Consider the following 25,381-nt stretch of genomic DNA (forward strand, 5'->3'; position numbering starts at 1 on the left):
CGCAGCAAGGTTATGGCAATAACGCCATCACACGGAATGTTTCTTCATGGATGGCGTTTCGTTTCCCATTAAGTGGCGAGTTCGTTGAAGAGCCACTTACACCAGCATCGCACCAAGCGTGGACACGCAGATCGCTACGCAGGCAAAGAAGAAGCTATTGAGCAGCAGGGTTTCGAATTTCATGGCGGTTCTCCGTGGATGAAGTAGTGAGGCTTTCGAGTGATAGATGGCAAGCAGCGTGCCAACCGGATGGTCAGCTCGAAAACCGCATAACAGCGCCATTCGTGCGGTTTGAAGAAAACGCACGGGCCTGTCCGCGGACAGTTGTCCGCCTGTCCGGACAGCGGGCGGACGACAATAGGGCGGGTTGATCGCCGCGGCCAGCGTGGACAGCGTGCGGGCCCGGTTGAATGCAGTCAGCAAAAAGCGCAGGGATGCCCGAGGGAGGAGGTTGATTTTGGCGCGGCTAATCTGAAGACTTTGCGGTCTGTTTTCGTTTGTCCACGCGTAAGCAAAGGTAGTCAGCCATGTCCAGCCAGGGATCATTGCCGGGCTTCGATCCTGCCATCCCCACTGATCGCCTGTTTCTGGCGGTGTTCCCCGATCCCCAGCATGCGGCGCAGCTGGAAACCTGGGCCGCGCAGCGTCTTGCCACCCAAGGTTTCCGCGGCAAGCCCGTGGAAGCGGGGCGGCTGCATGTGACGCTGTTCCATCTTGGGGATTACACCGAGCTGCCGCCCGGGCTGGTTGCACAGGCCAGCGAAGCCCTGTCGCATCTGGCGGCGGAGCCTTTTGCCATTCGCTTCGATCGAGTCGGCAGTTTCAGCAGCCGCCACGCCAATGCTGCGTGGGTGCTTACGGCGAGCGAAGGCAATGAGGCGCTCCATGCCTTGCACAAGCAACTCGCTACACATCTGCGCACCGCTGCCCTGGCGCAACATACGCGTGATTCGTTCACCCCGCATATGACCCTGGTTTACGACAAGGCCGCCGTGCCATTCGAATCGATTGAACCTCTTACATGGCCGGTGCGCGAGGTGCTGTTGATCCATAGCCTGTTGGGTAAAACCCGCCATATTCGCCTCGCCGGAAAATCATTGGGATAAGCGCAGGCCCGGGGCAGGGTGCCGGACATGCGCATCCCGCTGGACTGCAAGCTGATAAAGTTTGTCGCGCGCCTTTTGGGGCGGCCCGTACTCCCTTGGGATGGGGGCGTCGATGAATTCGCAATCTCCGGAAACCGGTGTTGCCCAAGCCCAGGGCGAAGGGCAGGGGTCGGTTCGAGCTGTTGATGTTTCGCAGTTCCATGCCCCTTATCTGGGCGCGTTCAACATCATCTTCTTTTCGGCCTGGGTATCGGTTTGTTCGGCGGCACCGGAGTTTATCTGGCAGGGCCTGCTTACCATCGTCCATCATTTCAACTGGGTCACCGCGGCATCGGCCATGCTGGTGGGCGCGATTGTGGCGTTCTTTGTGGAACCCTTGACTGAGCGGTTGCGGGCGATGAGTCTGCATGTGGCGCATCGGCATCGCACGCCGACACACGCCACGGTTGCCGCGTTCGGCTTCGCGGTCTTGGCGGTGTGTGTGCATGAAGCCATCACCAGTTTTGTAGCGACGTCCTCATCCGAGCACCGTGCCGAAGACAGCCTTTTTTACGCTTTGTCAGAAGTGTTTCAGTGGGCGTCCATTCCCTTCACGGTCACGGTTGCGTGGTTGTGCGTAGGCCATTCGCGAAGGGTGAGCTGGGCGGCCTTGTTGCTCGCGGCCTTCATGCTGTTTTCGCTGGGCCCTCTCTCAAGCTGGCCGGTCCAGGACAGCATCACGACGGTCATACCCTGCGCCTTCATTCTCTTTTGGGGATGGGCGGTGATGCACAAGTACCCGACTCAGCTTGCACTGTCGCGTTGTGCCAAGTTGACGGCGATCACTGCATGCATCTGGCTGCTTGTCGCCGGACTTTTCCAGTTGACGCTATGGCGGTTTGCGTCGCACGACTGGCACTTTTATTCGTGGATGGAATACACCATCGATTTCCGCTTTTACCTGGGCTGGGTGATCGGTCTTGCCGTGGCGCCGAGGCCGGTGGCGCATCAGCATCATTAGCGGGATGTCCACTCAGCAGAAGCTGAGTTGCGTCACTCATCTATTTGCCATGTCGCATGGCATGCCGGTGATATTGATCGACACCTCTTCTTCGACTAATCACCGACTCGATGCACACAGCGCTCGGTGATTAGTCGGGTCTTTCATTCGCTCTGCGTTTGAAAAGCGATTTAGAGGCTGTGTAGCGATCGATGTGCTTGTGAGTATTGGCGTTCACGAAGTCGTGACGTTAAATCGCGAAACCTCTCAATTTGTGCTGCATATCACTAAGTCGCGTTTTTGCGTGTCACCAACATCACGACTTCTACACATGGTGATGCGCATTCTGGCGAGAAGTTGGTGAGAAATTCGGACATAAGGATTGAGTCGATTATTCCAGGTTGTGAAGGGGGCGTGATCGGCATGCGCTTAGGGGAAGTCGCGCGGCCATCACCATTGCATGCCTTCGCTGATGATGCGCTTGCGCACACGGCGTTAGCGACATGCTCAGATGGATCTGTCATCACCTTGTTTTCGTCTCCCTGAGGGTCGGGAGAGGATTCGCTGCAGCTGTTTCAGCTGCACGCGTGTTGGTAAGTCGTGTGGTAAATGCCTCGGCTTCCGGACGATCCGGAGCCGCAACCTTTAGCTATTGCGTCTGGGGAGAATTGCAATGCAAGCAAAATTGAAATTGGTGTTCCTGGCCGGTCTTGTGAGTGCGGCGTGCGTTCCCGCGGCTTTCGCGGCGCCATCCAATGATGTTTCCGCACAGGCCTCGAACCAGGTAGGCCCGATTGAAGCGCTGGCACGTCAAGCCTGGCGTGAAGATATGGCGCAGATTGCCACGCCGTCGGACGGCTGTTTTCACGCCTCTTATCCCAGCATTGTCTGGCAGCAGGTAGCGTGCAAGAACCTGCCGGCTCGTGCGCATTCCGTGCCGCACTATTATCTTTTTGCCGCACCGCAAACCGCCGGCAATGGCAATGACTACACGCTGCAGACGGGTTCCAGCCTGATCACCAAGGCGGTCGGCAGCTTCCCATCGGTAACGGGCGTGACCTCTGAGCAGAGCGTTGGCGTGCCGGCTTATGGCGATGGCGGCATCCTCGGTGCGAACGAGTACTCGCTGCAGATCAATTCGCAATTCACCTCGACCACCTCCGCGTGCAAGAACCATTCTGGCTGCACCGTCTGGCAGCAGTTCGTGTATGCACCCGATTACGAAGTGCAGGGCGAGGCCGCCGTGTTCATGCAGAACTGGCTGATCGGCTACGGCAGCAGCCGCTGCCCGAGCGGCTTTGCAAGCGATGGCGAAGGCGATTGCTACGGCAACAGCTCCGCCGCCACCGCACCGGATGTACCGGCCACCGATCTGGGTGGCATGGTGATGACGGGTACGGTGGCTTCGGGTGGTAACGACACCGCCGTTCTCACCTATGGCGGTGATGCCTATAGCACCAGCCAGAAGGACAGCACCTTGTATCTGTCGCAGGTGTGGAACACGGTGGAATACAACGTGGTGGGTAACGCGGGTGGTTCGGAAGCCGAGTTCAACAGTGGCACGTCGATCACCGTGAACGTGGCCGTGAATGACGGTTCCACCAGTGCGCCGTCCTGCGTGGCCGATTCGGGCACCACCGGTGAAAGCAACAACCTCAACCTGGGCAGCTGCACCGCTTCGGGCGGCTCGACCCCGTCGATTCAGTTCACCGAGTCGAACTGATCATCGCGGTTGCAGTTCGTTGCGCTTTTGTGACATCGGCGCCGAGGGATTTCCCTCGGCGCTTTTCATGTTCCTGGGCGTGCATGAGATGGCTTGGGGTGCCGCATCGTCTCGACGTCCCAAAGTTGGAACGTGGGTACAAGACGTCGATACGGGATTCGCATCGCTTGCCTCGATTGCGGCAGATATTCCAAATACCCGCTACACCTGTCACAGCAGATAGGGCATCATCTTCACGCCGCATGCACATTTCACTAAAGAAATCACGCGGCCTGCCGATCTAATGGCATGGCTTGAACATGCTTTGTTGTACCTGTGATGCCTGTGTTTGCCGGCGTTATGGCGCTCCCGAACATGGTCTTGCGGGCGTGTGCTTCGTAAGATGGCCTTACCCACAACATCAACCGCTGGGGCAGCCAGGAAGGGCGGGGGGCTTGCCAGCGTGATTCCGCACAGGCCGCCCATGGCCGAATAGGGATGTTGCGTAAACTTTTACGTCAACAAGTTGCGATTGCCCTTAGGGGCGCAGCACGCGTGGTCCAAGTGCATGTCCTGGAAAGAACTCCCAGATCTGTTGGCCGTCGGGGTGCTGATCTACGCGTTTGTCTCGGTGGCGCGTCCGGCGGGCGGCATGATGACGCGATTGTGGCTGGCAGGGTGGATCTGCGTCGAGTTTCACTTCGCCGCTTATTCGTTCCTTGATCTGCCGGGCACATGGGGCGTGGTCGCGGATATCGCGGGCACCTCGTCCCTGGTCTGGTGCGCGCAGCTGTTTTGCTGGTCTACCGACCCCAAGCCCAGGCAATGGGGCAGCCGCCTGCTGTTTTGGGCGATGTCGTTCGTGTACACGCTGTATATCGCCTTGGCATTGCTGCCGACGATACCGCCGCAGCCCGTCATGGCGGTCACCGCCAGTCTGTTTGCGCTGGTGCCGCTGGCGATCGCTGCAGCCACGCGGAGCGAGCAACGTCCGGCAAGCCGATGGATCGGTGTGGTGATCAATGTCGCCCTGGCCATGACGTTGCTGCGTTGGCAGTTCTCCCCGCATGGGCCCGACTTGATGGTGGTGTTGCCGTTGTTCGCGGCCTATTTCATTTGCTGCCTTCAATTCGGGGTGTTCAACCAGCGCAGGACGGGCGGCTTCGTGGTCACGCTGCTGGGCTTGCTGGCGTGGTCGCTGGTGTTTCCCCTGGGCCTGACCTTCGATATTTTTCTGCCGGACGTGCATGTCGGCGCCGAGGTCTGGAACTTGCCCAAGTATCTGGTCGCCGTGGGCATGATCCTGTTGCTGCTGGAGGGGCAGCTGAAACGTAATCAGCATCTTGCCAACCATGATGCGCTGACCGGATTGCCCAACCGACGCCTGTTCGAAGACCGGATCAGCGGCGCGATGGAGCGTGCGCGGCAGCGCAACGGTTGCACCGCCGTGCTGGCCATCGATCTGGATGGCTTCAAGGAAGTGAATGACACGCTGGGTCATCACGCTGGCGATGAAGTACTGCAAGAGGTCGCGCGCTTGTTCACCGCGAGGCTGCGGCGGATCGACACGCTGGCACGGACCGGCGGCGACGAATTTTCGGTGGTGTTGGAAGGACCCATCAGCCGCAAGGAGGCGACCCAGGTCGCCAGCATGTTGAAGCAGTTGCTGGAAGCGCCGCTCTCGGTCGCGGGGAAAACCATGCAGATTGGTGCAAGCATCGGTCTGGCGATGTTTCCGGACGATGCGCAGACGCCGGATCACTTATCCATTCTGGCGGACGAGCGCATGTACACCGCGAAACGGAATGGTGGTGGCCGGGTGCAGGAGACGTAAGGATGCTCTGATCTATTCCACGTAGTGCGTGGAATAGATCAGAGCATCCTTAAGGGCCCGCCCGACGTCGATCGCGGGCAGGGTTTACGGATCGTTGTCTCGGGGAGTGCGGTGAGCGGTTCAATGGCCTGGCAAATGATCGCCGGCTACGCGGAGTAAGCTGGCGCAGTCAACGGTTTCGCCGGCGGCTTGGGCGAGGGCATCCTGATGAAAGCGACGGTGTTCGTGGGTATCAGCGTCGATGGTTTCATGGCCAGGCTCGACGGCGCGCTGGATTTTCTTCCACCCGGCGGCGGTGAGCCGCATGGCTATGACGAATTCATGGCGAGCGTGGATGCGCTGGTCATCGGGCGGAAAACCTACGAGACGGTGCTCGGCTTCGACGCCTGGCCTTACGGTGAAAAACCGGTGTTCGTGCTCAGCAGCCATGCGCTTGCTCCGGCGCCTGATGACGCGGTGGTAGAGCATATGGCTGGGTCGCCGGAGGTGATTGCGTCCGCACTCGCGGCACGCGGCATCGGACACATCTATGTGGATGGCGGCAAGACGATCCAGGGATTTCTGCGTGCCGGGCTGATCCAGCGGCTGGTGATTACGCGCGTACCGGTGTTGATTGGAACAGGTATTCCGCTATTTGGCGCTATCGCGCGCGACATCCCGCTGCGGCACATCGCAACGCGTCATTACGCGAGTGGTTTGGTGCAAAGCGAATATGCGCTTGGCGTTGGCGGATGAGTGGTGTGATGGTCACCCTTCCGTTGCTTGACAGGGTCCATGCTGCGTGATGTCGTGAGCGGCAGCGCCAGGGGCATTGTTTTCAAGCGTCGACCACTGCCCCATTGGCCATTCCGTATTGGGAGCCTATGACTGCCTATTCCGATTTGCAGGGCCGCCTTATTCACGCGTTCAACCGGCACGATTGGCCGCAGGTGCAGCAACTGGCGCTGCAACTGCTGCCGCTCACACCCAAGGAAGCGATGGCGCCGTTCATGGCGGGCGTGGCGCATATGGAATTGCAACAATTGCCACAGGCCTCGGATTTTCTGCGGCAGGCGACGGTACTGGAGCCGCTGCGCGCTGATTTCATGGCGCAGTACGCCAAGTCACTGGCCTTGATGGGCTATCTGCGCGAGGCGCGTGCGGCGGCTGACCGGGCGGTGGCCTTGCAGCCGGCAGATCCCTTTACCTTCGACACACTGGGCGTGGTCTACAGCCAGGCGCACGCGCATGAGCAGGCGGTAGAGGTGTTTCGCCGGCAGGTGGCGATGGTGCCGAATCTGCCGCCTGCACGTTTCCATCTGGCGTATTCGTTGAGTGCGATGGGCGATGCCGATGACGCCGAGCGCGAACTGGAGGCGTGCATCCGTATCGATCCTTGCTATTGGATGGCGCATCTGAGTCTGGCCAAGCTGCGTCGCCAGACATCCGACCACAATCATGTCGAGCGGCTCAGGTCCTTGCTGACGCGCTACGCCAACCATCCGGGCGCGCAAACTTATCTGAACATGGCCTTGGCCAAGGAATGCGAGGATCTGGGTGATTACGCCAGCGCCTTCGAGCACTATCGCAGTGGCAATGCCGTGGGGCGGGAAAAGCGGCGTGATTCGGCACAGCGCGATCAGGAAATTTTCGATCGCCTGATCGAAAGCTTTCCCGCTGCCGCAACACAAACGGTTCCAGCTGACCTCGGTCATCAGGTGATTTTTGTGATCGGCATGCCGCGGACGGGAACCACCTTGCTGGATCGCATTCTGTCCAGCCATCCTGAGGTGAAGTCGGCTGGCGAGTTGCAGATCTTTCCGCCGAGCGTGCAGCGTGTGTCCGGCAGCACGATGCCGGTGCTGCTCGATCCGCAACTTCCGGCGCGTGTGCACGGTTTCGATTGGCAGCGGCTGGCGTCGGAGTATCTGACGGCGACTTGCCCCTATGCGGAAAACACGCCGCGCTTCATCGACAAGATGCCGCACAACTTCCTCTATGCAGGTTTTATTGCACAGGCATTGCCGGGTGCGAAGCTGGTCTGTCTGCGGCGGGATCCGATGGATGCCTGCCTGGGCACGTTCCGCCATTTGTTCGAGCAGTACGGTTCATCGTTTTACGACTACTCCTTCGATCTGCTCGACACCGGCCGTTACTACCTTGGCTTCGATCGCCTGATGGCACATTGGCAGCGTGTTTTTCCCGGCCGCATGCTCGAAGTGCAATATGAAACGCTGATCGAGTCGCAGGAAGCCAGCACGCGTCAGTTGCTCGAGTTCTGTGGCTTGCCGTGGAACGAGGCTTGTCTGCATCCGGAGCAAAACGCTGCGCCCGTCAATACGCCGAATGCGTGGCAGGTTCGTACGCCGGTGTATCGCGGTGCGTTGGGGCGTTGGAAAAACTATGCGCCGCAGCTGGGCGAGTTGCATGAGTTGCTCGCCGCATCGGGGGTGCTTCGCTAGGCGGCATTCCTGTCCGTGTCGGTTGCCTGCGCAAGGCTTAGCCGCAGCCTCCCGGCATCCACGTGCAGGCGCAACTGGTGATAAGTCACCAGATAACGAATACCTACCGCCGCCGCGACCAGCCCACCTGCCGCGCCGACGCCCAATGCCCAGCGCGGCCCGAATGTATCCGCGACCCATCCGACCATCGGTGCGCCGAGCGGCGTGCCGCCCATGACGATGGCGAGGAAGATGGCGATGATCCGTCCGCGCATGGCCGGTTCGGCGGAAAGCTGCATGTAGCTGTTGGTGGAGGTGGTGAAGGTCTGCGCGCAGGCGCCGATGCCGATCAATACCGCCCCGAACAGCCAGTAGTTGGGCATCACCGCAGCAATCGCCAATAGCACGCCGAACATGCCTGCGGCGCCGGGCAACAGCGCGACATGTGGCTTGGCGCGATGCGCCGCGCGCAGGGCGCCGGCCACCGTGCCGATGGCCAGGGTCGAAGTCAGGAATCCGTAGTGGCCCGCGCCGGCATGAAACACGCGCACTGCCATGGTCGAAATGAAGATGGCGAAGTTCAAGCCGAAGGTGCCGAACAGGAACAGCATCACCAGGATCGCGCGCATGTCCTGCCGCGCCCACACATAGCGAAAGCCTTCGACCAGGCTCGCGCGGCTGCGCTTGGCCTTATGTTGGGGATGAAGCTCGCTGATACGCAGCAGGGTGAGCGAATAGAGCACCGCGGCGAACGAGGCCGCATTGATGATGAACACCCAGCCGCAACCCACCGCTGCGATCAGCAGACCGGCTACCGCAGGCCCGATCATGCGCGCGGCGTTGAATGAGGTGGAGTTCAGGGCGACGGCATTGGATAGATTGGCTTCGCCTACCAGCTCGGAAACGAAGCTCTGGCGTACCGGGGCGTCGAACGCGGTGACGCAGCCCAGCAAAAACGCAAAGACGTAGACCTGCCACAACTGCACCAGCCCGGTCACCGTAAGCAGGCCCAGCCCCAGCGCCAGCGTTCCCAGCATGGCTTGCGTGGCGAACAGCAGTTTTCGCCGGTCCAGATGATCCGCTACAAAACCGGTCAGCGGCAGCAGCAGGAGCTGCGGTCCAAATTGCAACGCCATCACTACGCCCACGGCGGTGGCGTTGTTATGGGTCAGCTGGGTCAGCACCAGCCAGTCCTGCCCGATGCGTTGCATCCATGTGCCGATGTTGGACACCAGCGCACCGCTGGCCCAGACACGGTAGTTGTAGCCACGCAGCGAACGGAAGGTGTTCTTCATGGGAAATCGGCGCTACGAAGTGGGTTGATGGCCATTCGGGCTGTCACGGTTCGACCAGGCGTTTGAGCAGCGGCATGGCGTCGCTGAGCTGTGCTTGTTCGGCAGGGGAAAGCTTTGCCTGGATCGTGCGAGCCAGCCAGTCCTCACGTGCAGCACGCTTGGCCTTGATCCATGCCACGCCCGCAGGAGTGAGCGACAACAAGGTTTGTCGTCCATCGGTGGGATGCGGCGTGCCGGTGATGAGTCCGGCCAACTGCAAGTAAGCCACCGTGGCGCTCATCGACTGAGGGCGCATGCCTTCGGCGTGCGCGAGCATGGTGACGGTGGCGGGACCTTCGCGTTCCAGGCGCCTGATCACGGCGGTCTGGGAGGCACTGTAATCGCCGGTGCCTGCTTGTTCACGCAGCCGGCGCCTAAGCTGGCCGAGCAGACTGCGAAGCTCCACGGCAGTCGCCATGACCTGGATGGATGAAGGGCCTGGCTTGCGCTTGTGCATGGCGCCGATTCTGGCACATATGAAGTTAAACTACCAAGTTTGGCTTCGTAATTGCTGGTGCCGAAGCGGACTTTCCGGCGGCGCCGAAACGTTGCGCCATGCCTGACTAATCGTCCTGCTGCAGATAGCCGATTTTCTTGTGCCTGGGCAGCTGCTTGATTTCCCATTCCGCGCGGGAGGCAGCTGCCCGGCTGTCGTAGGGGCGTGCACCAATCAGCCGCAGTGGCGGATGCGAGCGGGTATAGCGTGCGCCGCGTCCTTCTGCATGGGCCTGATAGCGGGCGGTCAGATTGTTGGTGATGCCGGCATAGAGCGAACCATCACGGCATTCGATCAGGTACAGGTACCACAGGTTTTCGTTGCACGGTTCGGTCATCGTGGCGATGGTAGCCGGGCTTGCGATCGAGGGTGCGCGACGCGCGCCTGGTTCATTCATCGTGTTGGTGAGCCGAGCGTTCGTGCAATCGCTGGTCGGCGAGCTCAGCTGGCCGACTTCGCGATCGCGGTGACGTGAGTATGCGTGGCGGCAATGTTCGATCCAGGCGCTTTCGCGATCAGCATGGAGCCGAGGGTCAGCACGCAAAGCAGCAGGGAGGCGGCGAACAGGCTATGCAGCATCACAGTCTCGAATTTCATTGCGGTTCTCCTGACTGGGTGATTGGCGCTTGCATTGGAGATGTGGCAAGGCTCGTGCCAACCCTTCGAATGCGCGCAAATCCGCGTCAGAAAGCCGTTTTTCGATGTGCTCTGCGAACTACGCGGCTGTCCGCGGACGGTCTGGACATTTGCCCGGACACGGCGCGGACAGCGGACTACGAGCCGGCATGTGGTTTCGCTCCGTCAACCAGGCAGATGGATTTCTTCGCGGGGCCGGCTGGAATTGCGGCCTGAGCGGCCGGTTTGACCGTCGAAGTTACCCGGCTTTGGCCAAGACCGAAGTGCGGGTTTCCCGCACCATGGCGAGCAGTGCGTTGCCGGAGATCAACTCGATCGGCTTGCCGCGGACGAAGCGCTGCGCATCATCGGTATAGTTGCCGATGGCGATGATCTTCACGGCATCGGCGTGGTGATGAACCAGCAAGCCATACATTTCCCGCACGAGCTTCACGTCGACCAGCTTGGTGCGCCACTGCCGGCACTGCACCAGGGTCATCAAGCCGTCCCGGTACAGGATCAGATCGTATCCACCATCCACGCCGGCCAGGCCGGTTCCGCGCACGCTGTAGCCTTGGTGCTCGAAGGCGTCGGTCACCAGCGTTTCAAATTGGCGCCAATCCATCGCGCGCAGCATGCCGGGCCCGTTCTGCATGCCCATCAAATGCTTGCGGCGGCGGCAGTCGAGAAAGGAGACCAAGGCGGCGAGCCAGCATGCGCTCAACAACAGCCAGGCGATCGGCGCGTAGGCGCCTTCGGCCACCGAGCTGCCCAGGGCCTGGCCAACGGGGCCGCCGAAGGTGGACATGCACCAGCCCAGGCCATAGCGCACGGCGACGTAACTGGTCACGCCGAGCACGATGCCGGCTTGCCAAGGCAGGCCGGAGACCATTGGGATGCCGCTGTCTTTACGCCGTGCCACCGCTCCCCCTGAGCGACTGATCGCAAGATGGCTGTGCCATCACCTGAAGTGTCATGACATGGGATGTCCTTGAACGAAAGGTAAGCACGAAGCGCGCCAAGGTCCGGCGCCCACACGAGCAGCCAGGCTGCGTGCGTGCGCTGTTGGATGATGGGTGGAAGTCGCTGTTTTCGCTGATGTGACCCAACGAGCTGATCAAATAATGATCAATGCGGCAACGCCGATGACCTGCCGGGCGTGACTCGTTGCGTCACTTGATGTGCCAGGGAATGACGCAACCGGGTGTGTATGCGATGTCAATGCCAAGCAGCATGCCGCCTCGCTGTACACGCGGACGGGGGCGAGGGCTGGGTGTTGTCAGGCAGGCCACCCTGGCATGTCGGCACGCTTGCGTATGGCCGGGAGGCGGTCTGTATCAGGCGGCAGCGTCAAGCCGACGCAGGGCGATGCCGAGTGCAATGCGATAACTGGCCATCGTGTCGCCGTTGATCACGACGGTGGCAAGCGGCCCTTTGTTGGACAACTCGCAGGTTTCCAGCGTGTCATCGCAATCGTCCTGCACCTCGATATAGGGCATGCCCAAGGCACCCAGTGCATCGCTCAGTCCGGCGTCGGGGTGGGCCTGGACTTGCTGAGCAAGGCTGCCTGGAGCCAGTAGCATGAATTCCGTGGTCTGCGGCCGTGCGGTGCGAATGCGCGCGACGAAATCGCGCAAGCCGTGGCAAGTACAAACTTCCACGGTGCGTCCTGCCGACAAGGCAAGCTGCTTGAGATGGCCGAGCAATTCCTTGCTGAGGGAACGGGTCGTCGTATGCGGCCCTTGGATAATCATGATGGTCACGGTGGCGTGCTCATGTTGCCGCTTGGCAGTTGCGACATGTTCCTGCCGGACTCGGTAAAGGGGCTATATGCGTGGAACGGCTGCCGCGTAAATTCTTCGCAATTTATTGGCATGGACCAGAGATTTTGGCAGGGGAAGGAGGATAATGACGCCGCCAACAAGGCAGTCATCGTCTTCCCGGAGACGTTCTGGTCATGGGTCATGACACTGCAACCTGAGGATTGAGTTCCTCAACCTCACCCAAGCGTGGCGTTCGCCACTCGCAACCCTCTCCTCTTTACGTCAAGATGCGCCCCTATTCAGGGGGAGAAAGTCATGAACATGTCTGCATGGGAAAGCCGGCCCACCTTGCTTGCTGCTGACTTGGGGTGATGCCGCGGCGCTTTGTGCGACGGCGTTAGCGCGGGTCAGGCTGGGATGACTTCCGTTTCTTAAAGGTTTGCATGCAGGCTGCCGCTGCTGGCGGCATGGGCCCTGCTGCATGTTTGCGTTCAATGCCATCCGTAATGGAGGAGCTCCATGCTTAATTTACCGTCCAAGGATTTGCGCGGTTTTTCCGGTCGTTTTGGCATGGGCGGTGTGCTCGCCGTCGTTGTCATTATTGTTCTGCTGTATGGGAGCGTATTTGTCGTATCGCCGAGCGAAGAAGCCGGGACGCGCTGGATGGGCGGCACGCCCATGACCAGTACGCCGCTGACCACGGGCGTGCATTTCAAGGTGCCTTTCTTCGAAACGGTCGATCGTCTGCAGACCAGTCGTTCGATCTATACGCTGAATGGTCTGGATGTGTATACCAACGACAATCAGAAAGTCACGATCGACGTGAGCCTGATTTACCAGATTCCCAGTTCGGCCGTGATGAACCTGCTGTATCACGTGGGCCGTGCCGGCGCGGTGGATATCGAGTCGACCATCCTGCCGGTGGTCAGGGATCGCGCGCTGGCGGCGTTCGCGCAATACAACACGCTGACGATTTCCGACCAGCGTGCGCAGATCACCGCGCAGATGCGCAAGGACATCAGCGAGGCCTTGCATCGGTTATTCAATGTCGACGTGGTTGACGTGCAATTGGTCGGTATTCATTACTCCCCCGTCTTCGATCAATCCATCGAAGAGGCAGTGCGCGCCAAGAACCTGGCGGTGCAGGCGGAAAACACCGTGGCGCAGAAGAAATACGAAGGCGAGCAGAAAACCGTGACCGCCCTGGCCGAGGCGACGGCTGCAGTCGAACGCGCCAACGGCGAGGCGCAGGCGACGGTTCTGCAGGCACAAGCCCAGGCCAAGGCGATCGAAACAGTGGGCGAGGCGTTGAAGAACAATCCGGAATACGCGCATTTCTATGGCTTGCAGCATTGGAACGGCATCCTGCCGCAAGTGGTCGGCGCCGGTTCGATTCCGATGATCGACCTGGGCAAGGGCCAGGATGCAGCCAAGTAAGCAGCTCGATCTAGGGCCTGTTAGCACCATTGGCGTGGCCCGCGCCGGAAGCTGTTTGCGCGCCAGCCAAGGAAGAGCGAGGGAGTGTACGTCGGTACACGACCGAGCGATGACGCAGGATGGTGGGCAAACAGACCCGGCCCTTCGGGTTGACGCGGAGTGGCCGCCATGCGGCAGCGCGCGGCTTGCCTTGGCAGCCAGCCAAGCCGGCGCCACGCACTACCACCTGACGGCCACTCCACGATAACGCGGGCTACGCCAATGGTGCTAACAGGCTCTAGGTGTTTCGATTTGCCGCCCTCTCCGCACGGAGAGGCGGGCAAGCATGCAGGGCGAATCGTCAGGTGCTGCGCATCGTCGCCATGATGTCGGCAAGCTGCCGCACCGCGGCCTCGGAGGCTGCGCGATTGGGCGTGAGATCGCTGTTGTTGAAATTGCCGGTGTCACCCAGCACCTGCACCAGCAGGCCGTCACGCCGCGGCACCATGCTGAGGTTGCGGGTATTGAGCGCGTAATTCACTTCGGGTTGCGGAATCAGGCGCGCAGTCTGGCCGCGCACGGGAATGATCGACTCGTCGTTGAACAGCGCCCTGGCGCCGTAGCCGGTGGCATTGATCAGGGTGCGCTCGGGCAGCGCCTGCAATTCGCGCGGATCGGTGAATTCGCGCACGACGATTTTTCCACCGGCGAGCTGGAAGTCGGACATCAGCATGCGCGTATAGCTGGTGATGTTGAACATCATGATGGTGAAACGCCGCGCCGGTTGCGGAAAGGGTGTGCTGCCGACGGGCAGGGTGACGGACTGCGGCGAGAGATCATTGATGCGATCGCCCAAGTCGCCGTATTCCGGTTCGTCGGAAACCGTGTTGTTTTGCTGGCCTGGGGTGGTGTCGAGCAGATGATAGCCATCGATCCATTCGATCGGATCGCCGGGCAGTCCCAGCATGCTCTGGTACATGGCATAGGACGTACGCGCCATGGTTTCCCAGCGATCGCCGAATTCCGCGGCGTGCTCTGCGTCGCAGATGCGCGAGTCCGGCGTCCACAGGCCGGTGGCGCGCATCGAGAACACATCAGGCGGCAAGGCTTTGGCATAGATGCGCACCGACATGCCGGCACGCTGCGCCAGCAGGGCCGAAGTGAGCCCCAGCGCACCGCAGCCGATGACACCCAGCTCACGCACACCGGTGGCCTGCGCCATGCGCACGGCGAGCGTGCTCGAACCCCACGACAACGACCAGCCGCTGCCACCGTGCCCATAGTTGTGCACGATGGCCTTGTCGCCCATTTTTTCAAGCTCGAGACGCGGCCCTGCCGCGCGAAAAGGACGGGTGCATACGTATACGCCGGTGATGCGGTCCACCTGCGCCCTGACCGGTGCCAGTTCCGCGATGCCCGATTCCAGTTGCGCGGCGCGCCGCGGAAGCGCGGGCTTTGTGTTCGGCACGATGGTTTGCCGGGCGCAGCCAGCGAGCGTGGCGGTGGAAGCCAGGGCGAGCGTGGTGCCCGCATGGCGTAGAAATTGACGTCGTTGCACAAAGACTCTCCCGTCGCGTCGAAGCGTGGCTTCTCTTACCCGATCTTTGTGCGGAGATCAAACGATGGTGGCCATTTGACGGCATACTTGAGCGAGGTTGCGGCAGCGAACGTAGTTGTTTATTTCTCGGCGACGTACTTGAGTGATTCGCGATCAGAAGGTGCGTTGGCGGGGTAGTGGGTGGGTGCATACCCGTTCGCTGTCGTATAGCTTGCAATGTTGATCACCACGCGATTTCGGCCATCGCGCTTTGCCTGGTAAAGCGCCTCATCTGCGGCAACCAGCAAGCAGCGCAGGTCGTGGCTGTGATGAAACGTTGAGGCAATGCCCAGGCTGGCCGAGATCGTAATCGGCGAAAAATCATCAATGGGTGTCGCATGGATGGCGATGCGCAATTGTTCGGCGCGCTCGATCGCGCTTTCTGCGCTGCATTCAGATAGCAGGATACCGAACTCCTCACCACCCAGGCGGCCGAATACATCAAAGGAGTGCAGGTGGCGCTGGCATGCGGCGACAGCGCGCCGTAAGACCTGGTCGCCCACGGTATGACCGTGTTTGTCGTTGATCGACTTGAAGTGATCCAGATCGATCAGGATCAAGCTGGCGCAGCGCATGGACTTGGCAGCATGGCGTAGCGATCGTTCCGCTTCTTCGACAAAGTGCTGGTGGTTGAGGATGCCGGTCAAGCCATCCAGTCGCGCCATGCGCATGAAGCGCAGATGGGAGCGATTCAGGCGATACAGCCAGAAAGCGATTGAGGCTAGAACAGTGAGCAGCAAGGCGATGTAGAGCCGGCTGGACTCCACTTCCTTGTGCTCAAGCGCTTGTTGCAGCTCCAGGATTTTGTTTTGCTTGTTTAACGCGATGATTTCAGCTTTGTTGGCTTCCACCTGCTGCTTGGCGACCTGATAAGCGAGCGCTTTCTCATGTATGTTGTCAAGGCGGTTGTCGTCGGCGATCCGGAATTTTTCATGGTACATCACCGCATCGCGAAGATTTCCTTTTTGCTGGGCAATTTGATAGAGCAGTTGATAGGCGCTGCTCAGTGGCTCCACAAAGTTGCCTTGCAATGCGGCGTCGACTGTCGACAAGGCATATTTTTCCGCTTGCGAGGTGCTGTTTTGCTTCCAGTAGGCTTCTGCGAGCAAGACGTTGTATCGGGCCTCCAGCCATTGATACTGGAGCTTGGACATGTCCTGATAGGTGTCGCGCAGCAGCGTAATAGCCTTGCTGTTCTTGCCTTGTTCTATCTCGATGCTGGCAATGTCACTACGCAGCACGTCGGCTGAAAGGGTATGGTCGGCGGCAAGGCAGTCATTGGCGCCACGCTGAAGCTGCGAAACTAGCGCGTCGTCATGCGGCCCTTTGTAAAATTCCGCATCAAGTTTGATGCTCACGCCTACGCATCTGTAATTCAATGCGGAAGGAATCAGGATAAGTTGGTCGGCGTAGTTGATGGCAAGATCATATTGGCCTGCTTCGGTCAGCAATTGCGAAGCTTCTGCCAATACATGCTGTCGTGTGCTGTTGTTGACGATGCCGGGAAGTTCTTCGAGTGCTTGATCCAGCGTGGTAAATGCTTCTTCATACCGGTGGCTGATGCCAAGGATGTTGACGAGGGTACCCCTGGCCTGCTCCCGCAGGTCGGCATCCGGCGACTGTTTTATCACGGCTTCAAGTTGCAGGCGGGCCTTGTCGTTCTGGCCGACGTAAGCGGCTTGCCAGGCTTCCAGGTAACGTAGATGCCATTGGTCTGTGTCAGAGAGCACGGCACTTCTGCGCTCAAGTTGTTCGATCAGCTTTTGGTAGCTGGCGTTGTCGACCATTTTGATGGCATCCGCGCGTGCAAAAAGCTGCGCAGTGTCGCTGGGAACGGCAGCGGCAGGCGATGCTGTGCCCACAAATCCGCTTAGAAGAATGGCTGCCATCCAGCTTGACCGGCGACTAATGCCGGTGGCATGCATGGTCCTGGCTTTGGCAAATACGAGGAAGCGGGAATGCATCTATTTTTCGGCAGCGTAGTCGAGCGATTCGCCGTCCGAGGACGTATTGGAGGCGTGGTCGGTGGCTTCGAGGCCATTGGTTTTCGCGGCTCCTGCACTCGCCGGGCTATAGCTTGCGATGTTGATCACCACGCGATTGCGGCCGTCGCGCTTAGCCCGGTAGAGCGCCTCATCCGCAGCGGCCAGCAAGCCGCGCAGGTCGTAGCTGTGATGGACGGTGGAGGCAATACCCAGGCTGGCCGAGATCGTAACGGGCACGGAGTCATCAACGGGTGCTGCATGGATGGCGATGCGCAGTTGTTCGGCACGCTCGATAGCATTTTCCGCGCTGCACTCGGGTAGCAGGATGCCGAACTCCTCGCCGCCCAAGCGGCCGAACACATCGCAGGAGTGCAGGTGGCGTTGGCATACAGCGACGGCACGCCGCAACACTTGATCGCCCGTGATGTGGCCGTGAGTGTCGTTGATCGTCTTGAAGTGATCCAGGTCGATCAGGATCAGGCTGGCGCAGCGCATGGATTTTGCGGCGTAGCGTAGCGATTGCTCCGCCTCTTCTACAAAATGCTGGCGGTTGAAAATGCCGGTGAGTCCGTCTCTGCGCGCCATGCGCATAAAGCGCAGCTGCGAGCGCTTCAGGCGGTATAGCCAGAAGGCGATCGATGCCAGCACGGTCAGTAGCAGGGCAATGTAGAGGCGGCTGGTTTCTACAGCTTTATGGTCGAGGGCCTGCCTTAGCTGAAGGATCTGGTTTTGTTTGTTCAGCTCATTAAGTTCAGTCTTTTTGGCTTCGACTTGCTGTTTGACGAGCTGGTAAGCCAGTGCCTTCTCGCGGGTGTCGTCGAGGTGCCCGTTGTTGGCGATCATGTATTTTTCATGATAGGCAAGTGCGGCGCGCAGGTCGCCTTTATCCCGGGCGATCTGATAGAGCAGCTCGTATGCTTTGATCAGTGGTTCGCTGAAACCGCTCTTGGATGCAGCGTCAACCGTGGCAATCGCATATTTTTCCGCTTGTGAGGTGTCGCCGGATTTCCAGAATGCTTCGGCGAGCATGGCGTTGTATTCGGAAGCCAGGTCTTCATAGTGAATTTTTTGTACATCGGCATAGTTGTTTTGCAATATGGCAATCGCATCACTGATCTTGCCTCGCTGCATGGCCAGGGCGGCCATGTCGCGTCTAATCGTATCAACGGCCAGCATGTCGCCGGCTTCCAAGCATTCCGTTAGCCCTTGCTGAAACTGCGATGGAATCGTGTCGATGCCCTGTCCTTTGCGAAATTCAGCCTCGAGCTTTATGCCTATGCCTATACAGGTATAGCCTCCCGCGGAGGGCGTGGTCAGGATCTGATCGGTGTAATTGATGGCCAGGTCATATTGACCAGCCGCGATCAGCAATTGCGCAGCTTCCGCCAGTACGTGCAGTCGGGTGTTTTTATCGGTGATTTGCGGTAGCTGGTCGAGCGCCTGGTCGAGATAGGCAAAAGCATCTTCATAGCGATGACCGATGCCAAGAATGTTGATCAGAGTGGCTTTAGCCTGCTCTCGCAAATTGATATCGGGGTCCTGTGTTGCTACCGCTTCCAGCATCGACCTGGCTTTGTCGTTCTGACCGAGATAAGCGGTTTGCCAGGCTTCCAGATAGCGTAAATGCCATTTGTCGGCATCCGACAGTTTTGCCGCTCTGCTTTCGAGTTGCGCGATCAGCGTTACGTAGACGTCGTTGTGCGCCATCTTGATGTCATCCGCGCGAGCAAATAGCTGAGCGGTGTCATCCGTTGCGGGCGCGGTGGCAGCCACCACGCCCGCAGGCATGCCTAGGAGCAATGCGACTCCTGCGAAATATCTCCGGCGCTTGCTGCCGGTGACGCGCATGGTCCTGGTTACGACAGAGAAAGTGATGACGCGAACACTGAATCGCCAGCATCTTTTGACCGCTTGGCTCCAGTGGTACCCCCTTCTTCCTCTTCCTCCTCTTTCTTCTCGGGATCGGGCTGCTCTGGTTCCTCCGGAATTTCTTCCGGACTCGGGCCAGGAGTCTGCATGTCCATCAGTTTTACTTGCCCTAGCAGAGCCTGCAGTTCGGAAACGTCGTTGGTGAGAATGGCCGAACGCATCTCGATTTCGATGTCTGCCTCAATCAACGCCTGTTCAATCTCACCCGCAGGCGCATGGCGCCAATGCGCTTCGCTTCCCATTCTTTCCAGAAAATCGACAACATCCGACATCGAGCTTACCCCTGTTGTTGTTCAGCTACTTTGCGATCCCCAGCTGAGCCCCTGGACACGTGCGCCCCGGATAGCCGTAGGGCGGGTTTATCATAGCCTGCCCAAAGGCTTCCCATGCGATATAAATCAGCACGGACAGGGCACAATGGTATGGACCATGGGCCTTGTTTTTTACAAAGATGAAGATGCGAATGGGCGATAAATCAGTTATCGGCCAATTCGCGATTCAGCGATTCCAGCCGGACAAGGCACTGATATCGATATCCATGCCACGGGCGGGTGGAATGGCCAGCGCATCGGACTTTCCAACATCTGTCCCTGGCAGTGTTTTAAGCTTCAGTCAGGTCCATCTGTCAGGGGTCGGCCAGGCACTTTGATCGGTTCTGGCTGGCTCCGAAATGCGACTAGCCGCAGGTGCCGGATCGATGCCCAGGCCGGCATCGGGGCAATCCCGAGACAAAACGCCGGGCTTCATATGGGCGGGTAAGCCTTTTGGTCTTGCTGGATGATGCTTTGTTCAGACACTTACCCCCGGAACCACTACCCGTACAGTATTGGCGGATTACTCAGGTGGCGAGTGAGTGTCGAGGTTCGTGGTGGCTGTGAACGAGCCAGATGAACAGGGCGATCTGGACGTGCTGCGCGCCGCTCGTGGCGGGCACACTTTCGTCTACGTGCTGCCATGCCAGGGTGAGGACCTGACCAAGATCGGTTTCACCCACGACCCCGTCCAGCGCTTTCGCAGTTTCCATCCGCGCTTCTTCGCGCTGTTCGATCTGCAGCAGGGCATGCTGATCGAGACCAGCCGCCTGCGCGATGCGCGGCGTCTTGAGCGATTGCTGATTGAGCGGTGGCCCGAATGCAGGGCGTCTGCGCCGTTGCTGGTGTCGGAAGCGGCCGGCGGGCATACCGAATGGTTCCGTGGCATTGCGGGTGAGGTCGATGCATTCGCGCGTCGTGTAGCCGAACGCTACGGTTACACCGTGCATGCGCCTTTGCACGATTGGCTGCGAAGTCGCTTTGCCGAGTGTGCCGATCAGCTTTACGAATGGTCGTCGCGGATGTTGGAGATGATTGAGTGGCAGGCGCTCAATGCGCTACCCGAAGCTTTAGATACGCGTTATGCCAAGACGCTTGGCGATACGCTCGATGCGTGTTCTGCGCTGGATATGGATCTGGCCCGCCTGGTGCCGCCCGAGGTGCTGGCGTGGCATGCGAGAGATGCTTGTTGACGCGGCATTTCCAGCATGCAGCGACGGTGGATAGGCTCTAAAATACGCGGGTTGTCGATGAAGTTCAGGAGGCCTCTATGGCTACCGGTTGGGCCGGCGATGGTGCCGTGCAAGACCAGATCGATGCCACGGTCAATGATGCGGTCCAGCGTGCGCGGCGCCAGTTGAAGAAAGGTCCCGGCCTGACGCACTGCGAAGAGTGCGATGCGCCCATTCCTGCGGCGCGCCGCGAAGCCGTGCCCGGCGTACGTTTGTGTGTCAACTGTCAGCAAGCCCAGGATGCCGAGCGCAGTACCAGCCTCTACAACCGGCGCGGAAGCAAGGACAGCCAGCTGCGCTGACCGATAAACGTCTGGTAACGGACAAGCGCTGCTTGCGTATTCGCGCGGAATGCTTGCGCTAGACATGATCGTGACAAAGTCCTGCTCCCCTTGGTGATAGTCTCGGGCCGTCCCCATTCATGCAAGGAGCGGCCCATGGAATTCAGCTTCAATAACTGGGGTGAAGCCGTGGCGTTTCTTTCCGCGCGCACCGATATGGCGCTGGAGGGCGTGATGGCGCTCAACGCGCAGCAGATGGTGGATCAGCAGGTGATCGCCGCGTTGCTGTGTTCGCATTCCCACTTGCGGGATGCTGCCGATACCTGGCGGCAGCTGGCTTCGAAGACACTGCCGATTACCCTTGTACGCAGTTTGCAGGACGACCAGCCGGCGTCGGTTCGCGAGGCGTATTCCGAACGCATGGCCTATTGGGAGGCAGTTTTCCGCAGGGCCATCCCGGAAAGCGAATGAGGCAAAACGCGGGCAACTAGGCTTATGCAGGTGCATTGAAGAGAATGGCGTGTAACCATACGCGCCATTCTTCCTTTCGTTGTTCACGCAAGGCTTGTTGAACATGCGCCATTCATTACGACGTGTTATCGCGTCAGTCGTTTTGCTGATCGCCGCGCACGCGTCGTTCGCTCAGGCACCGCAAACGGTGCAGCTGCAAAACCTCACCTGGACCGAGCTGCGCGATCAGGTTCGCGCGGGCAAGACCACCATCATCATTCCGATCGGCGGCACCGAGCAAAGCGGTCCGTATGTCGCAGTGGGCAAGCACAATGTGCGGGCGGAATATCTTTCCGAGAAGATCGCGCAGCGGTTGGGCAATGCTCTGGTTGCGCCGGTGGTGGCCTATGTCCCGGAAGGTGGTTACGCACCGCCGACCTCGCACATGCGCTTTCCAGGCACCATTACCATTCCGGACGATGTTTTCGAAAAGCTGCTGGAATCGGCGGCCAATAGTTTCGCGGTGCATGGCTTTCGCAACATCGTGTTTCTGGGTGACCACGGCGGTTACCAGAAGGATCTGAAGCAGGTGGTGGCGCATCTCAATAAAACCTGGGCCGGCACCAATGCCCGCGCGATCCTGCCGCCGGAGTATTACGAGACGTCATCGGATGGCTATGCGCAGATCCTGCGCCAGCACGGTTATCGCGATGACGAAATCGGCACCCACGCGGGCCTGGCCGATACCTCGCTGCAATTGGCTGTCGCGCCGCAGATGGTCCGACTGAGCGAGCTGAAGGCGGCGCCCAAGCCGGGTGCGGCGGATGGCGTCTATGACGGCGATCCCCGTCGCTCCAGCGCCGAACTCGGCCAGCTGGGTGTCGATGCTATAGTTTCGCGCACGGTCGACGCCATTCGGAGAGACACGGCGGGGCGTTGACGTCGGTCCGTAAATGTATTTGCCGGTTGGCGTCCAGACATATGAGCACAAGCAGAAGTTCGACGGCAATCGGTGGTGTTTTTTTATTGCTTTCTCTACATAGGGAATTTGCTGTGAAATTTGATCGTCTTGGGCATCTTGCCTTGCGTGCCGGTGTGGTCCTGGCAGGTTTGTGTGTTTCCGTCGCCGCTGCGGCGCAAACAGTCACCACCGTTCCCGGCATGCCGCCGGTGACCAATCCCAGCAACATGTATAGCGATGCCGGCTACGACATGTTCAGTCCGGCAGTGAAGGGTGCGTTGCAGCGCATCTATGTGCCCAACCTGCGTTCGAACGACGTTTACGTGATCGATCCGGCCACGTTCAAGGTGGTCGACAAATTCAAGGTCGGCTACAGCCCGCAGCACGTCGTGCCGTCGTGGGATCTGAAAACCCTGTGGGTGACCAACAACGCCGAAGGCCGCACCGACGGCAGCCTCACGCCGATCGATCCGATGACCGGCAAGCCCGGCAAGGAAGTGATGGTCGACGATCCGTACAACATGTACTTCACGCCGAACGGCAAGGAAGCCATCGTGGTGGCCGAAGCGCATGCGCGCCTGGATTTCCGCGATGCGCACACCATGGCGCTGAAGAGCAGCCTGCAGGTGCCGGAGTGCAAGGGCATCAATCACGCCGATTTTTCGATTGACGGCAAGTACGCCATCTTCACCTGCGAGTTCGGCGGCAAGGTGGCGAAGATCGACATGGTTCACCAGAAAGTGCTCGGCTATCTGGATTTGCGCAAGGGTGGCATGCCGCAGGACATCCGCGTTTCGCCGGATGGCAAGGTGTTCTACGTGGCGGACATGATGGCCGACGGCGTGTTCCTGATCGACGGTGACAGCTTCACCAAGATCGGTTTCATCAAGACCGGCATCGGCACGCACGGCATGTATCCCAGCCGTGACGGTACCAAGCTGTATGTTGCCAATCGTGGCTCAAACAAGGTGCACGGTCCGCGCAATGGTCCGGGCAGCGTGTCGGTGATCGACTTCGCCACGCGCAAGGTCGTTGCCAACTGGCCGATCCCGGGTGGTGGCAGTCCGGACATGGGCAACGTCACGGCGGATGGCAAGTGGCTGTGGCTGTCGGGTCGCTTTGATGACGTGGTGTATGCGTTCGACACCACCACCGGCAAGGTGAAGATCATCAAGGTCGGCATGGAGCCGCATGGTTTGGCGGTATGGCCGCAGCCGGGCCGTTACTCGCTGGGTCACACCGGCATCATGCGTTGATCGATGCCTGAGAGGGCGGGATTGGCCGGGCTGCTTGCCGGGTCAGTCCCGCCCTTTTTGTTTGATCGCGCAGGCATTGCGTTGATCAAGGCGTGGAGCTGGCGCCGTGGAACACATGCAGGGCCGCGTACTGCAGCAGCATGATGGTCTTTCCATCCACGATCTCGCCGCGCTTGACCATCGCCATGGCCGCATCGAAGGGCAGCTCCAGCACTTCGATATCTTCGCCTTCTTCCTCGATACCACCGCCACGGCTGATCTTTGATGCGGCGTCGTACTCCGCCACGAAGAAGTACAGCTTCTCGGTCACCGAGCCGGGGCTCATGAACGCCTCGAATACCTTGCGCACTTCGCCCACGCGATAACCGGTTTCTTCTTCCACTTCCGCGCGGATGCGTTGTTCGGGCGTGGCCTGATCGAGCAACCCGGCCGGTGCCTCGACCAGCATGCCGTCGTGGCCGTTGACGTAGGCGGGAAAGCGGAATTGGCGGATCAACACCACGCGACGCGTCGCCAACTGGTAGAGCAGCACGGTGGCGCCGTTGCCGCGATCATAGGTTTCCCGTTGCTGGCGCTGCCAGCTGCCATCGGCACGGCGGAAGTCGAAGACCGTTTTCTTCAGCAGGTACCAGTCGTCCGAGAGCACCTGGCTTTCGATGACGCGGACGCGGTCGGTGGTTTCGGCCATGAGCGGGACTCCAGGCGGACACGGGTTGCCAAAAACGATAACGTGCAATATCGTGCAAAGTCAATGAATATCATGCACGCACCATGCTGACCAGCCACCGCAAACAAGCCATCCTGGCCGCGCTGAAGCGGGAGGGGCAGGTTGTCGCCAAGACACTGAGTGAGGCCTTTGAGGTCTCAGAGGACACCATTCGGCGCGATTTGCGCGAACTTGCCGCCGAGGGCCTGCTGCAGCGGGTCCATGGCGGGGCGTTGCCGTCGTCGCCCGCGGCGGGCGATTTCGTGCAGCGCCAGCAGATCAGCCCGAATGCCAAATCGGCCATCGCGCGCAAGGCAGCCAGCCTGATCTCACCGGGGCAGGTGGTGATCTTTGATGGCGGGACGACCTGCGTGCAGCTGGCCCGGCATCTGCCTGCCACCTTGCAGGCGACGGTGGTGACGCACAGCCCCAGCGTGGCGGTGGCGTTGGTCGATCATCCGGGCATCGAGGTGGTGATGATCGGCGGAAGGCTGTTCAAGCACTCCATCGTCAACGTGGGTGCGGCGGCGATCGAGGCCATCGGGCATATCCGTGCCGATACCTACTTCATGGGCGTGACGGGCGTGCATCCCACCGAAGGACTGAGCACGGGGGATCTCGAAGAAGCGTATGTGAAGCGTGCGCTGGCTGCGCGTGCGGCAGAAGTGGTGGTGCTTGCGTCAGCCGAGAAGCTCAATGCGGCTTCGCCGTATGTGATTGCGCCGGCGAACGCGGCGGCCACGTTGATCGTGGATGGGGATACGCCGGAGGCGGTGACTGATCCGTTTGCGGCTTTGGGGATGGTGATTTTGCGGGCTTAAGGCGGATTAATCAGAGCGACTTCCGGTCCGCATGACTCTACCGCTCGTCGCCCCGGCGCAGGCCGGGGCCCAGCGACTTTGCTCTCGATGCATAGGCGCACAGAACGAGCTTTAAGCGGAAGTCGCTGGGTGACCAGCTTCGCTGTTGTGAAGCGACTCTGGCCTGCGCCGGGACGACGGGATGGGG

26 protein-coding genes are annotated in these 25,381 nt (G+C 59.9%); 14 read left to right on the plus strand and 12 right to left on the minus strand.

Annotated features, from left to right (window positions below):
* Positions 1–96: 96 nt before the first annotated feature.
* Positions 97–546: a hypothetical protein gene (locus ISP19_RS18510; RefSeq protein WP_204683900.1), complete on the minus strand. Its 450-nt coding sequence runs from the start codon at positions 544–546 to the stop codon at positions 97–99.
* On the opposite strand from ISP19_RS18510, the gene thpR reads away from it, so the two are divergent.
* From thpR to ISP19_RS18540, 6 genes are all read left to right on the plus strand, one after another.
* Positions 528–1,106 (plus strand): RNA 2',3'-cyclic phosphodiesterase, encoded by a 579-nt coding sequence (thpR, locus tag ISP19_RS18515; RefSeq protein ID WP_204683901.1) that lies wholly within the window; start codon positions 528–530, stop codon positions 1,104–1,106. The genes ISP19_RS18510 and thpR overlap by 19 nt on opposite strands.
* Positions 1,107–1,218: 112 nt before the next feature.
* The gene (locus ISP19_RS18520) at positions 1,219–2,106 is read left to right on the plus strand and encodes a hypothetical protein (protein ID WP_204683902.1); all 888 of its coding nucleotides are present in this window, start codon (positions 1,219–1,221) and stop codon (positions 2,104–2,106) included.
* 652 nt (positions 2,107–2,758) lie between these two features.
* Positions 2,759–3,808, plus strand: a complete 1,050-nt coding sequence (locus ISP19_RS18525) for a hypothetical protein (protein WP_239556940.1) — start codon at positions 2,759–2,761, stop codon at positions 3,806–3,808.
* A gap of 547 nt (positions 3,809–4,355) precedes the next feature.
* Positions 4,356–5,621 (plus strand): GGDEF domain-containing protein, encoded by a 1,266-nt coding sequence (locus ISP19_RS18530; RefSeq protein ID WP_204683903.1) that lies wholly within the window; start codon positions 4,356–4,358, stop codon positions 5,619–5,621.
* Between the two features lie 207 nt (positions 5,622–5,828).
* Complete coding sequence (locus tag ISP19_RS18535; protein ID WP_204683904.1) at positions 5,829–6,356, plus strand: dihydrofolate reductase family protein; 528 nt, start codon at positions 5,829–5,831, stop codon at positions 6,354–6,356.
* 128 nt (positions 6,357–6,484) lie between these two features.
* A complete protein-coding gene (locus tag ISP19_RS18540; protein ID WP_204683905.1) occupies positions 6,485–8,062 on the plus strand; it encodes a tetratricopeptide repeat-containing sulfotransferase family protein in 1,578 nt (525 codons plus the stop codon).
* Here the strand turns inward: ISP19_RS18540 and ISP19_RS18545 are convergent.
* The 6 genes from ISP19_RS18545 to ISP19_RS18570 all read right to left on the minus strand — a co-directional run bounded on the left by ISP19_RS18545 (position 8,059) and on the right by ISP19_RS18570 (position 12,249).
* The gene (locus ISP19_RS18545) at positions 8,059–9,336 is read right to left on the minus strand and encodes an MFS transporter (RefSeq protein WP_204683906.1); all 1,278 of its coding nucleotides are present in this window, start codon (positions 9,334–9,336) and stop codon (positions 8,059–8,061) included. The genes ISP19_RS18540 and ISP19_RS18545 overlap by 4 nt on opposite strands.
* 43 nt (positions 9,337–9,379) lie before the next feature.
* Positions 9,380–9,832, minus strand: a complete 453-nt coding sequence (locus ISP19_RS18550; protein ID WP_204683907.1) for a MarR family winged helix-turn-helix transcriptional regulator — start codon at positions 9,830–9,832, stop codon at positions 9,380–9,382.
* Between the two features lie 106 nt (positions 9,833–9,938).
* Positions 9,939–10,208: a GIY-YIG nuclease family protein gene (locus ISP19_RS18555; protein ID WP_204684377.1), complete on the minus strand. Its 270-nt coding sequence runs from the start codon at positions 10,206–10,208 to the stop codon at positions 9,939–9,941.
* Positions 10,209–10,312: 104 nt separating this feature from the next.
* Entirely contained in the window at positions 10,313–10,468 is a 156-nt protein-coding gene (locus ISP19_RS18560) for a hypothetical protein (protein ID WP_204683908.1), read from the minus strand.
* Between the two features lie 277 nt (positions 10,469–10,745).
* Positions 10,746–11,408 (minus strand): restriction endonuclease, encoded by a 663-nt coding sequence (locus ISP19_RS21525; protein WP_204683909.1) that lies wholly within the window; start codon positions 11,406–11,408, stop codon positions 10,746–10,748.
* Between the two features lie 415 nt (positions 11,409–11,823).
* The gene (locus ISP19_RS18570) at positions 11,824–12,249 is read right to left on the minus strand and encodes a hypothetical protein (protein WP_204683910.1); all 426 of its coding nucleotides are present in this window, start codon (positions 12,247–12,249) and stop codon (positions 11,824–11,826) included.
* A gap of 12 nt (positions 12,250–12,261) precedes the next feature.
* Here ISP19_RS18570 and ISP19_RS18575 point away from each other — a divergent pair, with 12 nt between their 5' ends.
* Positions 12,262–12,474, plus strand: coding sequence for a hypothetical protein (locus ISP19_RS18575; protein WP_204683911.1), 213 nt, complete (start codon positions 12,262–12,264; stop codon positions 12,472–12,474).
* Between the two features lie 294 nt (positions 12,475–12,768).
* The gene (locus ISP19_RS18580; RefSeq protein WP_204683912.1) at positions 12,769–13,686 is read left to right on the plus strand and encodes an SPFH domain-containing protein; all 918 of its coding nucleotides are present in this window, start codon (positions 12,769–12,771) and stop codon (positions 13,684–13,686) included.
* Positions 13,687–14,026: 340 nt separating this feature from the next.
* Here ISP19_RS18580 and ISP19_RS18585 read toward each other — a convergent pair whose 3' ends face one another.
* The 4 genes from ISP19_RS18585 to ISP19_RS18600 form a co-directional block, all read right to left on the minus strand.
* Positions 14,027–15,223 carry an FAD-dependent oxidoreductase gene (locus ISP19_RS18585; RefSeq protein ID WP_204683913.1) on the minus strand — a complete coding sequence of 399 codons (1,197 nt, stop codon included), beginning with the start codon at positions 15,221–15,223 and terminating at the stop codon, positions 14,027–14,029.
* 119 nt (positions 15,224–15,342) lie between these two features.
* Entirely contained in the window at positions 15,343–17,187 is a 1,845-nt protein-coding gene (locus ISP19_RS18590; protein ID WP_204683914.1) for a diguanylate cyclase, read from the minus strand.
* Between the two features lie 39 nt (positions 17,188–17,226).
* Positions 17,227–19,095, minus strand: coding sequence for a tetratricopeptide repeat-containing diguanylate cyclase (locus tag ISP19_RS18595; RefSeq protein WP_204683915.1), 1,869 nt, complete (start codon positions 19,093–19,095; stop codon positions 17,227–17,229).
* 8 nt (positions 19,096–19,103) lie between these two features.
* On the minus strand, positions 19,104–19,448 hold the full coding sequence (locus tag ISP19_RS18600; RefSeq protein WP_204683916.1) for a hypothetical protein: 345 nt from the start codon (positions 19,446–19,448) through the stop codon (positions 19,104–19,106).
* Positions 19,449–20,050: 602 nt separating this feature from the next.
* Between ISP19_RS18600 and ISP19_RS18605 the strand changes: the two genes are divergently transcribed.
* The 5 genes from ISP19_RS18605 to ISP19_RS18625 all read left to right on the plus strand — a co-directional run bounded on the left by ISP19_RS18605 (position 20,051) and on the right by ISP19_RS18625 (position 23,667).
* Positions 20,051–20,680: a GIY-YIG nuclease family protein gene (locus ISP19_RS18605; RefSeq protein WP_204683917.1), complete on the plus strand. Its 630-nt coding sequence runs from the start codon at positions 20,051–20,053 to the stop codon at positions 20,678–20,680.
* A gap of 77 nt (positions 20,681–20,757) precedes the next feature.
* The gene (locus ISP19_RS18610) at positions 20,758–21,021 is read left to right on the plus strand and encodes a DksA/TraR family C4-type zinc finger protein (RefSeq protein WP_204683918.1); all 264 of its coding nucleotides are present in this window, start codon (positions 20,758–20,760) and stop codon (positions 21,019–21,021) included.
* Between the two features lie 135 nt (positions 21,022–21,156).
* Positions 21,157–21,471, plus strand: coding sequence for a hypothetical protein (locus ISP19_RS18615; RefSeq protein WP_204683919.1), 315 nt, complete (start codon positions 21,157–21,159; stop codon positions 21,469–21,471).
* A gap of 103 nt (positions 21,472–21,574) precedes the next feature.
* Complete coding sequence (locus ISP19_RS18620; RefSeq protein ID WP_204683920.1) at positions 21,575–22,390, plus strand: creatininase family protein; 816 nt, start codon at positions 21,575–21,577, stop codon at positions 22,388–22,390.
* Positions 22,391–22,503: 113 nt separating this feature from the next.
* Positions 22,504–23,667: a YncE family protein gene (locus ISP19_RS18625; protein ID WP_284384948.1), complete on the plus strand. Its 1,164-nt coding sequence runs from the start codon at positions 22,504–22,506 to the stop codon at positions 23,665–23,667.
* An 85-nt stretch (positions 23,668–23,752) separates the two neighbouring features.
* On the opposite strand, the gene ISP19_RS18630 is transcribed toward ISP19_RS18625, so the two are convergent.
* Positions 23,753–24,355, minus strand: coding sequence for an NUDIX domain-containing protein (locus tag ISP19_RS18630; protein ID WP_204683922.1), 603 nt, complete (start codon positions 24,353–24,355; stop codon positions 23,753–23,755).
* A gap of 83 nt (positions 24,356–24,438) precedes the next feature.
* On the opposite strand from ISP19_RS18630, the gene ISP19_RS18635 reads away from it, so the two are divergent.
* A complete protein-coding gene (locus ISP19_RS18635; protein WP_204683923.1) occupies positions 24,439–25,194 on the plus strand; it encodes a DeoR/GlpR family DNA-binding transcription regulator in 756 nt (251 codons plus the stop codon).
* Positions 25,195–25,381 lie beyond the last annotated feature (187 nt).

It is taken from the genome of Dyella flava (assembly GCF_016904955.1).
Classification (GTDB): domain Bacteria; phylum Pseudomonadota; class Gammaproteobacteria; order Xanthomonadales; family Rhodanobacteraceae; genus Dyella_B; species Dyella_B flava.

Coding starts and splice junctions, on each gene's coding strand:
- ISP19_RS18630 (WP_204683922.1), bottom strand. CDS start 24,355: ATGGCCGAAACCACCGACCGCGTCCGCGTCATCGAAAGCCAGGTGCTC.
- ISP19_RS18595 (WP_204683915.1), bottom strand. CDS start 19,095: ATGCGCGTCACCGGCAGCAAGCGCCGGAGATATTTCGCAGGAGTCGCA.
- ISP19_RS18635 (WP_204683923.1), top strand. CDS start 24,439: ATGCTGACCAGCCACCGCAAACAAGCCATCCTGGCCGCGCTGAAGCGG.
- ISP19_RS18590 (WP_204683914.1), bottom strand. CDS start 17,187: ATGCATGCCACCGGCATTAGTCGCCGGTCAAGCTGGATGGCAGCCATT.
- ISP19_RS18510 (WP_204683900.1), bottom strand. CDS start 546: ATGATCCCTGGCTGGACATGGCTGACTACCTTTGCTTACGCGTGGACA.
- ISP19_RS18520 (WP_204683902.1), top strand. CDS start 1,219: ATGAATTCGCAATCTCCGGAAACCGGTGTTGCCCAAGCCCAGGGCGAA.
- ISP19_RS18535 (WP_204683904.1), top strand. CDS start 5,829: ATGAAAGCGACGGTGTTCGTGGGTATCAGCGTCGATGGTTTCATGGCC.
- ISP19_RS18555 (WP_204684377.1), bottom strand. CDS start 10,208: ATGACCGAACCGTGCAACGAAAACCTGTGGTACCTGTACCTGATCGAA.
- ISP19_RS18530 (WP_204683903.1), top strand. CDS start 4,356: ATGTCCTGGAAAGAACTCCCAGATCTGTTGGCCGTCGGGGTGCTGATC.
- ISP19_RS18610 (WP_204683918.1), top strand. CDS start 20,758: ATGGCTACCGGTTGGGCCGGCGATGGTGCCGTGCAAGACCAGATCGAT.
- ISP19_RS18580 (WP_204683912.1), top strand. CDS start 12,769: ATGCTTAATTTACCGTCCAAGGATTTGCGCGGTTTTTCCGGTCGTTTT.
- thpR (WP_204683901.1), top strand. CDS start 528: ATGTCCAGCCAGGGATCATTGCCGGGCTTCGATCCTGCCATCCCCACT.
- ISP19_RS18545 (WP_204683906.1), bottom strand. CDS start 9,336: ATGAAGAACACCTTCCGTTCGCTGCGTGGCTACAACTACCGTGTCTGG.
- ISP19_RS18525 (WP_239556940.1), top strand. CDS start 2,759: ATGCAAGCAAAATTGAAATTGGTGTTCCTGGCCGGTCTTGTGAGTGCG.
- ISP19_RS18615 (WP_204683919.1), top strand. CDS start 21,157: ATGGAATTCAGCTTCAATAACTGGGGTGAAGCCGTGGCGTTTCTTTCC.
- ISP19_RS18620 (WP_204683920.1), top strand. CDS start 21,575: ATGCGCCATTCATTACGACGTGTTATCGCGTCAGTCGTTTTGCTGATC.
- ISP19_RS18560 (WP_204683908.1), bottom strand. CDS start 10,468: ATGAAATTCGAGACTGTGATGCTGCATAGCCTGTTCGCCGCCTCCCTG.
- ISP19_RS18600 (WP_204683916.1), bottom strand. CDS start 19,448: ATGTCGGATGTTGTCGATTTTCTGGAAAGAATGGGAAGCGAAGCGCAT.
- ISP19_RS18575 (WP_204683911.1), top strand. CDS start 12,262: ATGTTGCCGCTTGGCAGTTGCGACATGTTCCTGCCGGACTCGGTAAAG.
- ISP19_RS18540 (WP_204683905.1), top strand. CDS start 6,485: ATGACTGCCTATTCCGATTTGCAGGGCCGCCTTATTCACGCGTTCAAC.
- ISP19_RS18550 (WP_204683907.1), bottom strand. CDS start 9,832: ATGCACAAGCGCAAGCCAGGCCCTTCATCCATCCAGGTCATGGCGACT.